Consider the following 13,319-nt stretch of genomic DNA (forward strand, 5'->3'; position numbering starts at 1 on the left):
TGTGCCCGCTGGCCCGGCAGATCCAGCCCGCCCGGCGCTTGAGGGCGCCCGCCGGAGGCGGGTTGTGGGGGCGAGGCTGAAATTCCAGCCCGCCCGGCGTTTGAGGGCGCCCGTCGGAGGCGGGTTGGGGGTGGGGCTGAGATTCCAGCCCGCCCGGCGATTGAGGGCCTGCCGGGGGTGGCTAGGGGGACCACGGGGAGGTGGGGATGATGAGGGGGGAGCCTGTGACGGGGTCCGGGATGACCAGGGAGGTCAGGCCGAAGACCTCCTGGACCAGGTCGGCCGTGACCACGGCGGCGGGCGGACCCTGCGCCACCACCCGCCCCGCCTTCATCGCCACCAGATGATCCGCGTACCGCGCGGCCTGGTTGAGGTCGTGCAGGACGGCCACCACCGTCCGCCCCCGCTCGTGGTTGAGCCGCCGCACCAGGTCCAGCACCTCCACCTGGTGCGCGATGTCCAGGAACGTCGTCGGCTCGTCCAGCAGCAGCAGGTCCGTCTCCTGCGCCAGCGCCATCGCGATCCACACCCGCTGCCGCTGCCCGCCGGACAGCGCGTCCACGGGCCGGTCCGCGAGGTCGGCGACCGACGTCCGCTCCATCGCCGCGACCACGGCCCGCTCGTCCGCCTCGGACCACTGCTGCCACCACCGCTGGTGCGGCTGGCGCCCGCGCGCCACCAGGTCCGCGACCGTGATCGCCTCCGGCGCCACCGGGGACTGCGGGAGCAGCCCGATGGCCTGCGCGATCCGCCGCGTGGGCAGGGAGGCGAGCGCCTCGCCGTCCAACAGGACCGCCCCCGCCCGCGGCTTCAGCAGCCGACCCAGCGCCCGCAGGGTGGTGGACTTCCCGCAGGCGTTCGGCCCGACGATCACCGTCACCTTCCCGTCCGGGACGGACAGGTCGAGGTCCTCCACGACGACCCGGTCCTCGTACGCGAGCGTCAGCCCGCTCGCCGTCAGACGGCTCATGCTTTTCCTCCACCACGAACGCTACGGACACCACGACTGCGCACGATCAGCCAGATCAGGTAGGGCGCTCCCACCGCGGCGGTCAGCACGCCCACGGGAAGCTCGGTCGGGGACAGCAGCCGGCGCGCCAACAGGTCGGCCAGGACCACGATCACGGCGCCGGTCAGTGCCGAGCACAGCAGCGGGATCTGCGCGGTCCGGGTCATCCGGCGCGCGATCTGCGGGGCCAGCAGCGCGACGAAGTCGACGGGCCCGGCGGCCCCCGTGGCCACCGACGCCAGGACCACGCCCAGCGCGACCAGCCCGAGCCGCACCGGCCCCAGCCGGACCCCGAGCGCGGTCGCGGTGTCGTCGTCGAGCGAGACCGTGCGCTGCGCCCGCGCCGCCCACAGCACGGCGGGCGCCAGTGCCAGCAGCACCCAGCCGAGCGGCGCCGCGATGTCCCAGCCGCGCCCGTTGAGGGAGCCCGTCATCCAGATCTGGGCCTGCTGGGCCACCAGGTAGTCGCCCTTGGTCATCAGCAGCGTCGTCACCGAACGCAGCGCGATGGCGAAGCCGATGCCGATGAGGACGAAGCGCCCCGCGTGCAGGCCGCCGCGCCAGGCGAAGACGTAGACCAGGGCGGCCGCGAGGAGCCCCCCGAGCACCGAGAGGTAGGGCAGGACGGCGTACGAGGTCACCCCGAAGGTCAGCGCCGCCACGGTCACCGCGCCCGCGCCCTGGCTGATCCCGATGATGTCGGGGCTGGCCAGCGGGTTGCGGGCGACGGTCTGGATCAGCGCGCCCGCGATCCCGAAGGCGATCCCGACCAGCAGACCCACCGTCAGGCGGGGCAGCCGCAGGTCGGCGACGACCAGCTCGTCCGGGGAGGGCTGCCCCAGCAGCACCTTGACGACCTCGCCGGGCGCCACGAAGGACTCGCCGACGCAGAGGTACGCCACGCACGCCGCGGCCAGCAGCCCCACGAGGCAGAGCGCGACCACGGCGGCCCGCCGGTGCAGCAGGAAGGATCCGCGCCCGGCCCGTACGAGCGCGTACCCGGCCGGTCGGGTCGACGGTGATGTCCGTACCGTGCTCACGCGGCCACCGCCTTGCGGCGGACCAGGGCGACCAGGAACGGCACCCCGATGAGCGCGGTCATCACCCCGGCCGGCACCTCGCCCGGCGGCACCACGACCCGCCCGACCACGTCCGCGACCAGCAGCATCACGGGCCCGATCAGCGCGGCCATCGGCAGCACCCAGCGGTGGTCGCCGCCCACCACGGCCCGCGCGATGTGCGGCACGGCCAGCCCGATGAAGGCGATCGGCCCGGCCGCCGCGACCCCGGCGCCGGTCAGCACGGTGGCCCCGAGGCCGCCGACGACGCGGACGGCGGCGACGTTCTGCCCCAGGCCCTTGGCGACGTCCTCGCCGAGCGCGAGCGCGTCCAGACCGCGCGCCACGGACGCCACGAGGACCGCCCCCACCAGCAGGAACGGCCAGATCTGGGAGACGACCTGGAGGTCGCGCCCGGCGACCGAGCCGACCTGCCAGAAGCGGAACTCGTCCAGCGTGGACGCCTTCGTCGTCAGGACCGCCATGGTGACGGAGGCGAGCAGCGCGTTGATCGCGGCCCCGCCGAGGGCGAGCTTCACGGGGGTCGCGCCCCCGCGCCCGCTCGCGGCGATGGCGTACACGGCGACGGACGCCACCGCCGCCCCCGCGAAGGCGAACCACACGTAGCCGGTGAGCGTGTGCACCCCGGCGAAGGCGATCGCGCAGACGACGGCGACCCCGGCGCCCTGGCTGATGCCGAGGATGCCGGGGTCGGCGATGGGGTTGCGGGTGATGCCCTGGAGCGTGGTCCCGGCGAGCGCGAGGCCCACGCCGACCATCAGGGCGACCAGGGTGCGCGGGACCCGCAGGCTGCGGACGACCTCGGCGTCGGGGGTGTGCGCGCCGCGGAACAGCGCGTCGAAGACCTCGGAGGGGGGTATGGAACGGGCGCCGACGGCGAGGCTCAGCACGACGGCGCACAGCAGCGCGGCGAGCGCGGCCACCGTCCAGCCGAGGCGACGGGCCGTCAGGGCGCGCCGCGGGGCGGCGCTGGGAGCGGGGGCTGACATCTCACCCAATTTCATGATCTGGTAAGGCGAGCCTAAGTCTACGTTCCCCCGCGTTCGCCCGGTCTCGGCACAATGGACGGCATGACTTCCCCCGCGTCCCACCCCTTCACCGTCGGCTTCGACCTCGACATGACGCTCATCGATTCGCGCCCCGGCATCAAGGCCACCTTCGAGGTGCTCTCCGTCGAGACGGGCACGTTCATCGACGCCGCCGCGGCCGTCACCCGGCTCGGGCCGCCGCTGGACCAGGAGCTGGCGCACTGGTTCCCCGAGGAGCGGATCGCGGAGATGGCCGACCGCTACCGGGCGATGTACCCGACGTACGCCATCGAGCCGAGCCCGGCGATGAGCGGGGCGCGCGAGGCGGTCGAGGCGGTGCGGGCGCTCGGCGGGCGGGCGATCGTGGTGACGGCGAAGTACGAGCCCAACGCGCGGCTGCACCTGACGCACCTGGGCATCGAGCCCGACGCGGTGATCGGCTCGCTCTGGGCCGAGGCGAAGGCGGTCGCGCTGCGCGAGTACGGGGCGCGGGTCTACGTCGGCGACCACGTGGGCGACGTGCGCGGGGCGCGGACGGCGGGCGCGCTGTCGGTGGCCGTGCCGACCGGGCCCTGCCCCGCGCCGGAGCTGCGCGAGGCGGGCGCGGACGTGGTCCTGGCGGACCTGACGGAGCTGCCGGCCTGGCTGGCGCAGTACGTCCGCACCCACGTGCCCGCCGCGGTGGTCCAGGAAGCCTGAGGCGCGCGGCCCGCCGGGCCGGGTCCAACGGGTCCACCGGGTTCGCCGGGCCGGGGTCTACCGGGCGGCGGCCTGCGAGCGGCGGGCGGCGCGGCGTTGGGCGCCGGCCGAGCGGAGCACGCCGGCGGCCGAGATCGCGAAGCCGACGCCCATGAGCATGCACACGGCCCACGCGTACGAGGGGAACGGATCGGTGTGCAGGAACAGCGGGGCCATCGTCGCGAGCGTCGCCACGGCGCCGAGGATGAAGACGATGCCGCCGGCCTTGACCAACGCGTCGCCGGGCCGCGCTTCATCAGGCCGCGCATTTTCCGAATGGGGAGTGGGAGTCACCTCACCAGGGTAGTTCCCTGGCCGAAGGGACACTGCAGGAAGGACCGGGGGACGCCTTGTCAGGGCTGCCCTGATCATTCACCTTGAAGGTGACAGGTCACAGATGACCCGCCACACCGACGAGCACAAGGACAGAGGACGGACGTGCCTACCGGCAAGGTCAAATGGTTCAACAGTGAGAAGGGCTTCGGCTTTCTCTCCCGCGACGACGGCGGCGACGTCTTCGTCCACTCGTCGGTACTGCCGGACGGGCTCGACGCGCTCAAGCCCGGCCAGCGCGTGGAGTTCGGCGTGGTCGCGGGCCAGCGCGGCGACCAGGCCCTTTCGGTGACGGTCCTGGACCCGGCGCCGTCGGTCGCGGCCGCGCAGCGCCGCAAGCCGGACGAGCTGGCCTCGATCGTCCAGGACCTGACGACCCTGCTGGAGAACGTCACGCAGCAACTGGAGCGCGGCCGTTACCCCGACAAGGCGCACGGCGCGAAGATCGCCGGCATGCTGCGCGCGGTGGCCGACCAGCTCGACGTCTGAGACCCGCGTCCGAGATCCGCGTCCGACCCGTACGACCGCGCCCCGGTCACCCGCCACCCGGCGGGGGACCGGGGCGACGTCGCGTGGCCTCAGGGGAAGTCGAGCGCCCCCGGCGCGATCGCCGGGACCAGGCCCTCCGCCGCCGCCCGGGTCAACAGCCCGCGCACCGCCGCGTAGCCGTCCTCGCCCAGGTCCGCCGTGAACTCGTTGACGTACAGCCCGATGTGCTGGTCGGCCACCGCGGGATCCAGTTCCTGCGCGTGCGCCCGGACGTAGGGGCGGGACGCCTCGGGGTCCTCCCACGCCATCCGCACCGACGTACGGGCCGCCTCGGCCAGCGCGCGCAGCGCCTCGGCGCCCAGCGAGCGCCGCGCGATGATCGCACCGAGCGGGATCGGCAGTCCGGTCGTGGACTCCCAGTGCTCGCCCATGTCGGCCAGGCAGTGCAGCCCGTAGTCCTGGTAGGTGAAGCGCGCCTCGTGGATCACCAGTCCGGCGTCCACCCGGCCCTCGCGCACCGCGGGCATGATCTCGTTGAACGGCAGCACCACGACCTCGCCCACACCGCCCGGCAGCACGTCGGCCGCCCACAGCCGGAAGAGCAGGTAGGCGGTCGAGCGCTCGCTCGGCACGGCCACCGTCCTACCGGTCAGGTCGGTGCCCGGCTCCCGGGTCAGGACCAGCGGCCCGCAGCCGCGGCCCAGCGCCCCTCCGCAGGGCAGCAGCGCGTAGTCCTCCAGCACCCAGGGCAGTACGGCGTACGACACCTTCAGCACGTCGAGCCCGGCCAGGTCGGCCGCGTCCGCGGGGGCGTCCGGGCCGCGCTCGGCGATGCCGTTGGTGACGTCGATGTCCGCGAAGGTCACTTCCAGCGCGGGCGCCCCGGGCACCCGGCCGTGCGCCCACGCGTCGAAGACGAAGGTGTCGTTGGGGCACGGCGAGTAGGCGATCTTCAGCGTCGCGTCCGCGAGCGGTTCAGTGGTGCTCATGCTGGCGTTCTCCCCAGTTCGCGAGTACGGGCCCCAGCGCGCGGAAGCCGTCGGTGAGCGCGGCGAGCGCGTCCCCGATCCGCCAGGCGGCGCGCTCGCGCGGGCCCACGGCGTTGGACACGGCGCGGATCTCCAGTACCGGCACTCCGTACGCGGCGGCGGCCTCGGCGACCCCGAAGCCCTCCATGGCCTCGGCCCCCGCGAGCGGGTGCCGGGCGGCGAGCAGCGCGGCGCGCTCGGCGCTGCCGGTGACGGTGGACACGGTGAGCACCGGCGCCAGCAGGGCGCCCGTCGCCTCGGCGGCCCGGGCGGCCAACTCGGCGGGCGGCAGGTGCACGGTATGGCCGAAGCCGAGTGCGCGGACGTCCAGGAAGCCGTCGGGGGTCTCGGCCCCCAGGTCGGCGGCGACGAGCGCGTCCGCGACGACGAGCGAGCCGAGGGGAGCGGCGGGCTGGAAGCCGCCGCCGATGCCGGCGCTGACGACGAGGCCGTAGGGGGCGGGACCGCCCTTGCCGGGCACGCCCACGAGGGAGGTCGCGAGCGCGGTGGCGGTGGCCGCGGCGGCGGCGGCCGGGCCGACCCCGCCGACGAGCACGTCGAGGGCGAGGCCGGGCAGGTCCCGACGGGTGATGAGGTACCCGCCGGGGAGGGTGCGCGGCTCAGCTGACCCGGAGGGGTCCGGATGAGGGGTGAGACCGGCGACGACGGAGTCGGCCTCCGCCGCCACCGCGGTCACGATGAGCGCGCGCACCGGACGGACTACTTCTTGAGCTTGAGGTTGAAGGTCCAGACGGAGGTGGGCTTGCCGGCCTTGCTCAGCTCGATGATGTGCAGCGGCTGGGCCTCCGGAGCGGCGCCCTGGCCACCGGTGGAGAAGGGGTTCAGGCCCGGGAAGCTCTGGTAGGTGTTGGTGCTGAGGTCGCCGAGGCGCTGGGTGCCGACGGCGGCCAGCCACTTCTTGCCGTCCTCCACCACGTCGGGCTCGACGCCCAGGCGCAGGGTTTCACCGGCGGTGTAGTCGATGGTCTTCGCGCCCTCCGTGCCCTTCTCGTCGGAGAGGCACTCCTGGACGCGCGCCTCGGACAACTCCTTCTCCGAGCCCTGGAGGCGGCAGGCGGCCTGCGCGGAAACCGACGAGCTGCCGACCGTCACGGTCGCCAGGGGCGTCGGCTTGTCGCAGGCGGAGAGGACGAGGAGGCCGGCGGAAACGGCTCCGAGGGCCGCGACACTGCGGCGGGCCCTACCCGAGAAAAGCGGTGCGGTCATGAGCCGAAGGCTATCGGGCCACCGCGCCCCCGCCCCGCACCGGGTCCCCTGGCGGGCCGCCCGCGGAAGTTTTTTCCGGCGGGCCGTCACATCCGCGCGGCGCCGCGCTAAGCCACCCGGGGGCGGGACGCGCCCGGGTGGTGGTGGCGGGGGGAGGCCAGCAGTCCGCGGACCGCCATCACCGTGCCCAGCGCGACGATGGCCGCCGCCACCCCCATCCCCAACACCCCGTGCAGCGGGAGCGCGATCCCGATCGCCCCGCCCAGTACCCAGGCCACCTGGAGCAGCGTCTCCGATCGCGCGAAGGCCGAGGTGCGCACCGCCTCCGGCACGTCCCGCTGGATCATCGCGTCCAGCGACAGCTTGGCCAGCGCCTGACAGAAGCCCGCCGTCGCGCCCAGCACCGCCATCAGGACCCCGGAGAAGAAGACCGCCGCCACGACCGCGACGCCGAGCGTGACGCACAGCACCACCGCGATGATCGTCTCCGGCGCACGGGCCCGCAGCCAGGCGCCCACCGCCGTCCCGCACGCGTTGCCCACGCCCGCCGAGACGCCCACGATCCCCAGCGAGACGGCCGCGCTCTGTCCGGCCAGCGGGTGCTCCCGCAGCAGGAACGCCAGGAAGAAGATCAAGAACCCGGACAGGCCGCGCATGGCGGCGTTCGCCAGCAGCCCGCACAGCACCGACCTGCTGACCGTCCGCAGCCCGGGCCGCCGCGAGTGCGCCTCATGGGTGGAGAGCCGGGCCCGCCGCTCGCCCTTCGCCTCGTCCACCTTGTGCGGCAGGGTGAAGGCCGCGAAGGTGCCGGCGAGGAAGATCGCGCAGGCCCCGTACAAGGGCCAGGGCGGGCCGATCGCGTGCAGGGCCGCCCCCACCGGCGCCGCGGCCCCGGTGGCCAACAGCCCGGCCAGCGTCACCCGGGAGTTCGCCTTGACGAGCGAGAACTTGGGCGGCAGCAGCCGCGGCACCACCGCGCTGCGCACCACTCCGTACGCCTTGGACGCGACCAGCACCCCCAGCGCCGCCGGATACAGCTCCAGTCCGCCCGTGGCCACCGCGCCCGACATCATCACGGCGAGCACCGCCCGGGTGAACATCGCCGCGGCCATCGCCGCCCGGCGGCCGTGCGGCAAGCGGTCCAACAGCGGGCCGATGACGGGGGCCAGGAGGGTGAAGGGCGCCATGGTGATGGCGAGGTAGAGGGCGACCCGACCGCGGGCCTCGTCCGTGGGGACGGAGAAGAAGACCGTCGAGGCGAGCGCGACGGTGATCATCACATCCCCGGCGCCGTTGATCGCGTGCAGCTCGATCAGCTTGCCGAGGCCGGATTCACCCGCCCCGTGCGCGTGCGTGGCCCGCCGGATCCCGCGCGCCGTACCGGTGATCGGCAGGTGCAGGGCACGGCCGAATGCCCGGCCGGCCCTCCGGACCGGTCCCGAGCCGTCATCGGACGACCGTACGGGTGCCACCTGGCCATAGTGCCCCACGCGGCCCCCGAGGACCCCTCCCGGCACGCTCCCGGCGTGCCCGCGGCGTGCCCGTGGCGTGTGCGCGGACCGAACCGGAGGGAGCCGGACGTCCGCGAATCGGACTTGCATGTGGGCCCAGGCCCGAAGAAGAGGTAGCGTGCGTAGCGCGCCACCGGCGGTTGCTCTTGGCCGCGCGCCTCTTCGCGATCCCGCAGAATGGATCGCGCTAGGTGCGCCCGAGGCCGATCGGGTGCGGACGTCGACGCGGCCCTCTGGTCCGCTCCGCCCGCGCCACGTACGGACAGCACCGACGGGTCGTTGTGGACGACAGTACGGACGGCGCACACGTGAGACGGCGTAGGAGAGAACGAGACCAGTGAGTGCTGCGACGACGCGAAGCCGTACCCCGCGTACCCCTGACCGCCTGTGCGTCGAGGCGGTAGAACTCGCGCGGGCGGCGGCCGAGGATGCCGCCTTCCCCGGAGTGGTGGGAGAGCACGTCTCCGCGGTGGCGGAGGGCGACCGGGTCGTCACCCACTACTTCGAGGCCAAGGAGCCGGGCTACCGCGGATGGCGGTGGGCCGTCACGGTGACCCGCGCTTCCCGCGCGAAGAACGTCACCCTCGACGAAACGGTGCTGCTCCCCGGCTCCGACGCGCTCCTCGCGCCCGAGTGGGTGCCGTGGAGCGAGCGGCTGCGGCCGGGTGACATGGGGCCGGGCGACCTGCTGCCCACCGATGCCGAGGACCTGCGGCTGGAGCCCGGCTGGTCCGGCGAGGACGCGCCGCCGCCGAACTCCGTGGTCTCCGCGGAGATGGCCCAGCTGGTCGAAGCGGAAGACGCCGACGTCACGGACCGTGCGGTGACTCCGGTGGTGCCGGCGCGCGGTTCCATCGCCTCCGTGGCCGAGGAGCTCGGCATGCGGCGGGCGCGGGTCCTGTCCCGCTACGGTCTGCACACCGCGGCCGACCGCTGGGACGAGTCCTTCGGCGCGAAGACCCCGATGGCGCAGGCGGCGCCCGCCTCCTGCATGTCCTGCGGCTTCCTCGTGGCGATCGGCGGCTCGCTGGGGCAGGCCTTCGGTATCTGCGCGAACGAGTTCGGTCCCGCCGACGGGCGGCTCGTGTCCCTGTCGTACGGGTGCGGGGGGCACTCCGAGGCGGCGGTCATGCCGGCGCCGATGCGGCCTGCGCCGCCGGTGCTGGACTCCATGGCCTCGGACGAGTTCTCGCTGCGGCCGGTCGCCGCCGCGGGCACGTCGCCCGAGCCGGACGCCACCCCCTCGGACCTCGGCCACTCCTGACCGACCCGCCCGGTGCCCCTCCGGGGGCGCCTCAATCGCCGGCGAGGCTGGGTTGGGCCAGCTCCAGCCCGCCCGGCGTTTGAGGCCGCGTCAAGCCGCAGCCATCGGCCAGGCCGAGGCAAGTCCAGCCCGCCCGGCGTTTGAGGGCAGCTGCGCCCGGTGTCCCTCCGGGGGCGCCTCAAACGCCGGCGAGGCTGGGTTGGGTCACATCTAGCCCGCCCGGCGTTTGAGGGCGCCTTGAGCCGCGGCCATCGGCCGGGCCGAGCCGCTTCCAGCCCGCCCGGCGTTTGAGGGCAGCTGTGGCCCGGTGGCCCTCCGGGGGCGCCTCAAACGCCGGCGAGGCTGGGTTGGGCCACATCCAGCCCGCCCGGCGTTTGAGGGCGAGTCAAGGGTGGGTGGGCCAAGTTCAGCCCGCCCGGCGTTTGAGGGCAGGGTGTGGGCCGGGTGCTCGGATGGGTGACCCGGGGTGTGGGGTGGGGGGTGGCGTGGTCCGCTGGGCGGGATGAGGATCACCGAGCGGCGGCGGCCCGCCGCCAGGCGAACAGGCGGTGGGGGCCGGCTCGTCCCCAACCGACGCCGCCTGTCCTGGGTCGACTTCGCCGTGGCCGCGGCCGTCCTGGTCCTCGGCTACCTCGCCCTCCGGGTCGGCCAGGGCACCACCGTCAACTTCGACCCCGCCGACGTCCCCGACGTGGACACCGACCCGGCGCGGCTGCCGTACTACGCCGCCCGCAGCGTCCTGCGCATGTTCATCGCGCTCGGCGCCTCCGTCGTCTTCACCTTCGGCTACGCCTACGCCGCCGCCCGCAGCCGCCGCCTGGAGCGGATCCTGATCCCGGCCCTGGACATCCTCCAGTCCGTTCCCGTCCTGGGGTTCCTCTCGGTCCTCGTGACGTTCTTCGTGGCCCTCTTCCCCGGCTCGCTCCTCGGCCTGGAGTGCGCCGTCGTCTTCGCCATCTTCACCTCCCAGGCCTGGAACATGACCTTCGGTTTCTACGCCACCCTCACCTCCCTCCCGCGCGAACTCGACGAGGTCTCGCGCTCGTTCGGCTTCAGCCGCTGGATGCGCTTCTGGCGGATCGAGGTCCCCGCCGGGGTCATCGACCTCGTGTGGAACGGGATGATGAGCTTCGCCGGCGGCTGGTTCATGCTCGTCGCCTCCGAGGCCGTCAGCGTCAGCGGCCACGACTACGCCGTACCGGGCCTCGGCTCGTACGCCGGCACCGCCATCGGCGAGGGCGACCTCGACAAGATCGGGTGGTGCATCGTCGCGATGACGCTCACCATCGTCACCGTCAACTTCCTCTTCTGGCGGCCGCTGACCGCCTGGGCCGAGAAGTTCAAGAACGAGCAGTCCGAGGCCACCGACGTGCAGCGCAGCTACGTCCTGGACTTCCTGCGCCGCTCCCAGTGGTCCACCCTCCTCGGCCGCGCCTCCGCCCCCGCCCGGGAGGGCCTCGGCCGGGCCGGCCGGGTGGTGCTGGGGCGCGACGACAAGGCGCTCGCGGTGGACCCCGTCCGCCGCCGCACCGGCGACCTGATCTTCGGGCTGATCGCCTGCGCCGTACTGCTGTGGGGCCTGTACGACCTGCTGCGCTACCTCCGGCGCGAGACCGGCCTCGGGGTCTTCGGGGAGCCCCTGTGGCTCGGCCTGATCACCTTCGTCCGGGTGGTCGTCCTGGTCGCCGCCGCCACCGTCGTCTGGGTGCCGATCGGCGTGTGGATCGGCTCCTCGCCCCGGCTGACGAAGATCGCCCAGCCCGTCGTCCAGGTCCTGGCCAGCTTCCCCGCGAACCTGCTCTTCCCGCTCGCCGTCTGGTTCTTCCTCAAGACCGGGCTGGACATCAACATCGGATGCGTCCTGCTGATGGCGCTGGGCGCGCAGTGGTACGTCCTCTTCAACGCCATCGCCGGCGCCATGGCCATCCCCACCGACCTCAAGGAGGCGATGGACGACCTCGGGGTGCGCGGCCTCCAGCGCTGGAAGCGCCTGATCCTCCCGGCCGTCTTCCCCGCGTACGTCACCGGCGGCATCACCGCCTCCGGAGGCGCCTGGAACGCCTCGATCGTCGGCGAGGTGGTCACCTTCGCGGGCACCACGCTGACGGCGACGGGCCTGGGCGCGTACATCTTCCACGCCACCGAGACGGGTGACTTCCCGAAGCTGATCGCCGGGATCGCGGTGATGAGCCTGTACGTCGTCGGGCTCAACCGGCTCTTCTGGCGGCCGCTCTACGCCCTCGCCGAACGCCGCTACTCGATGTGAGGACCCCCGCCATGACGCTGCCGACGCCCCCGCCGACCCTTCTGCGGGCCGCCGGGCTCACCAAGTCCTACGCCGGCGCCGACGGCGAACTGCCCGTGCTCGGCGGCATCGACCTCGACATCCACGAGGGCGAGATCGTCGCCCTGCTCGGCAAGTCCGGCAGCGGCAAGTCCACCCTGCTGCGCTGCCTGGCCGGGCTGGTCCCGGTCAGCTCGGGCGCGGTCACCTACCGGGGCGAGGAGCTGCGCGGGGCCAATCCGGGCACCGCGATGGTCTTCCAGACCTTCGCGCTGCTGCCCTGGTTGACGGTCCAGCAGAACGTGGAACTCGGCCTGGAGGCCAAGGGAGTGGACCGCGCGGCCCGGGCCCGCCAGGCGGTGGAGGCCATCGACCTGATCGGTCTGGACGGCTTCGAGTCGGCCTACCCGAAGGAGCTGAGCGGCGGCATGCGCCAGCGCGTCGGCTTCGCCCGCGCGCTGGTGGTCGAGCCGGACGTGCTGATGATGGACGAGCCGTTCTCCGCGTTGGACGTGCTGACCGCCGAGAACCTGCGCGGCGAACTGATGGAGCTGTGGGTCTCGGGCCGTTTCCCGGCGAAGGCCGTGGTGCTGGTGACGCACAACATCGAGGAGGCCGTGCTGATGGCGGACCGGGTGGTCGTCCTCGGCTCGCGCCCCTACGGCACGATCAAGGAGACCTTCGAGGTGGCGCTGGAGCGGCCGCGCGACCGCACGGCGCCCGAGTTCGAGCGGGTGGTCGACGCGGTGTACGCCGTGATGACCGGGCGGACCGCGAAGGCGGCCGCCCCGGCCGCCCCGCCCGCGCGCCGGACGCCCGCGAACACCCCGCTCCCGGCGGCCAGCGTGGACGGCATGGCGGGCCTCGCCGAGATCGTGCTCCAGCGCGGCCGCGACAACAGCGAGGACCTGGCGGACCTCGCGGACGAGCTGGGGCTGGAGGTGGACGACGTACTGCCCCTGGTGGACGGTCTGGAACTGCTCGGGCTGGCCGAGGTGCGCGACCTGCACCTGGTGCTGACCCCGCGCGGGATCGCCTTCGCGGGGGCCGACGTACAGGAGTCGAAGGAGCTCTTCGCGCAGGGTGCGATGGAGGCCCCGCTGGTCCACCTGATCACCACGACCCTGCGCCGCTCGGGCGGCGGCACCCAACGGGCGGGCTTCTTCCGGGACCTGTTGGCGCACCACTACACGAGCGAGCAACTGGAGCAGCAGTTGGAGACGGCCACCGACTGGGGCCGCTACGCGGAGCTGTACGGCTACCGCGCGGACAGCGAGCAGTACCGGCTGGACGAGTCGGCCGCGGGGGAGCGGGCCCCCTGATGAACGG

13 protein-coding genes are annotated in these 13,319 nt (G+C 73.7%); 5 read left to right on the top strand and 8 right to left on the bottom strand.

Going from position 1 to position 13,319, the window contains the following annotated elements; translation table 11 throughout:
* Positions 1–181 precede the first annotated feature (181 nt).
* Genes ACIBEA_RS31790 through ACIBEA_RS31800 form a run of 3 tightly spaced genes read right to left on the bottom strand, consistent with a single transcriptional unit; the run spans position 182 to position 3,077 of the window.
* Positions 182–970, bottom strand: coding sequence for an ABC transporter ATP-binding protein (locus ACIBEA_RS31790; RefSeq protein ID WP_399266644.1), 789 nt, complete (start codon positions 968–970; stop codon positions 182–184).
* A complete protein-coding gene (locus tag ACIBEA_RS31795; protein WP_399266645.1) occupies positions 967–2,049 on the bottom strand; it encodes a FecCD family ABC transporter permease in 1,083 nt (360 codons plus the stop codon). The genes ACIBEA_RS31790 and ACIBEA_RS31795 overlap by 4 nt, the downstream gene beginning before the upstream one ends.
* Complete coding sequence (locus tag ACIBEA_RS31800) at positions 2,046–3,077, bottom strand: FecCD family ABC transporter permease (protein ID WP_399266646.1); 1,032 nt, start codon at positions 3,075–3,077, stop codon at positions 2,046–2,048. Before ACIBEA_RS31800 ends, ACIBEA_RS31795 begins: the two co-directional genes overlap by 4 nt.
* A gap of 81 nt (positions 3,078–3,158) precedes the next feature.
* On the opposite strand from ACIBEA_RS31800, the gene ACIBEA_RS31805 reads away from it, so the two are divergent.
* On the top strand, positions 3,159–3,815 hold the full coding sequence (locus tag ACIBEA_RS31805; RefSeq protein WP_399266647.1) for an HAD family hydrolase: 657 nt from the start codon (positions 3,159–3,161) through the stop codon (positions 3,813–3,815).
* A gap of 57 nt (positions 3,816–3,872) precedes the next feature.
* Here ACIBEA_RS31805 and ACIBEA_RS31810 read toward each other — a convergent pair whose 3' ends face one another.
* The gene (locus tag ACIBEA_RS31810; RefSeq protein ID WP_399266648.1) at positions 3,873–4,148 is read right to left on the bottom strand and encodes a hypothetical protein; all 276 of its coding nucleotides are present in this window, start codon (positions 4,146–4,148) and stop codon (positions 3,873–3,875) included.
* A gap of 144 nt (positions 4,149–4,292) precedes the next feature.
* Here ACIBEA_RS31810 and ACIBEA_RS31815 point away from each other — a divergent pair, with 144 nt between their 5' ends.
* The gene (locus ACIBEA_RS31815) at positions 4,293–4,676 is read left to right on the top strand and encodes a cold-shock protein (protein WP_385778512.1); all 384 of its coding nucleotides are present in this window, start codon (positions 4,293–4,295) and stop codon (positions 4,674–4,676) included.
* Positions 4,677–4,765: 89 nt separating this feature from the next.
* On the opposite strand, the gene ACIBEA_RS31820 is transcribed toward ACIBEA_RS31815, so the two are convergent.
* From ACIBEA_RS31820 to ACIBEA_RS31835, 4 genes are all read right to left on the bottom strand, one after another.
* Positions 4,766–5,665, bottom strand: a complete 900-nt coding sequence (locus ACIBEA_RS31820; RefSeq protein ID WP_399266649.1) for a 1,4-dihydroxy-6-naphthoate synthase — start codon at positions 5,663–5,665, stop codon at positions 4,766–4,768.
* A complete protein-coding gene (locus ACIBEA_RS31825; RefSeq protein WP_399266650.1) occupies positions 5,652–6,416 on the bottom strand; it encodes a futalosine hydrolase in 765 nt (254 codons plus the stop codon). The genes ACIBEA_RS31820 and ACIBEA_RS31825 overlap by 14 nt, the downstream gene beginning before the upstream one ends.
* An 8-nt stretch (positions 6,417–6,424) precedes the next feature.
* Positions 6,425–6,931, bottom strand: a complete 507-nt coding sequence (locus tag ACIBEA_RS31830) for a DUF2771 domain-containing protein (protein ID WP_399266651.1) — start codon at positions 6,929–6,931, stop codon at positions 6,425–6,427.
* A 107-nt stretch (positions 6,932–7,038) separates the two neighbouring features.
* Positions 7,039–8,421: an MFS transporter gene (locus ACIBEA_RS31835; RefSeq protein WP_399266652.1), complete on the bottom strand. Its 1,383-nt coding sequence runs from the start codon at positions 8,419–8,421 to the stop codon at positions 7,039–7,041.
* A 358-nt stretch (positions 8,422–8,779) separates the two neighbouring features.
* Between ACIBEA_RS31835 and ACIBEA_RS31840 the strand changes: the two genes are divergently transcribed.
* The 3 genes from ACIBEA_RS31840 (at position 8,780) to ACIBEA_RS31850 (ending at position 13,312) form a co-directional block, all read left to right on the top strand.
* On the top strand, positions 8,780–9,706 hold the full coding sequence (locus ACIBEA_RS31840; RefSeq protein ID WP_399266653.1) for a DUF3027 domain-containing protein: 927 nt from the start codon (positions 8,780–8,782) through the stop codon (positions 9,704–9,706).
* Positions 9,707–10,208: 502 nt separating this feature from the next.
* The gene (locus tag ACIBEA_RS31845) at positions 10,209–11,972 is read left to right on the top strand and encodes an ABC transporter permease (protein ID WP_399266654.1); all 1,764 of its coding nucleotides are present in this window, start codon (positions 10,209–10,211) and stop codon (positions 11,970–11,972) included.
* A gap of 11 nt (positions 11,973–11,983) precedes the next feature.
* Positions 11,984–13,312, top strand: coding sequence for a nitrate/sulfonate/bicarbonate ABC transporter ATP-binding protein (locus tag ACIBEA_RS31850; RefSeq protein ID WP_399266656.1), 1,329 nt, complete (start codon positions 11,984–11,986; stop codon positions 13,310–13,312).
* Positions 13,313–13,319 lie beyond the last annotated feature (7 nt).

Origin of the sequence: Streptomyces sp. NPDC051555 (assembly GCF_044454405.1) — a bacterium.
In the GTDB taxonomy this organism is placed as follows: domain Bacteria; phylum Actinomycetota; class Actinomycetes; order Streptomycetales; family Streptomycetaceae; genus Streptomyces.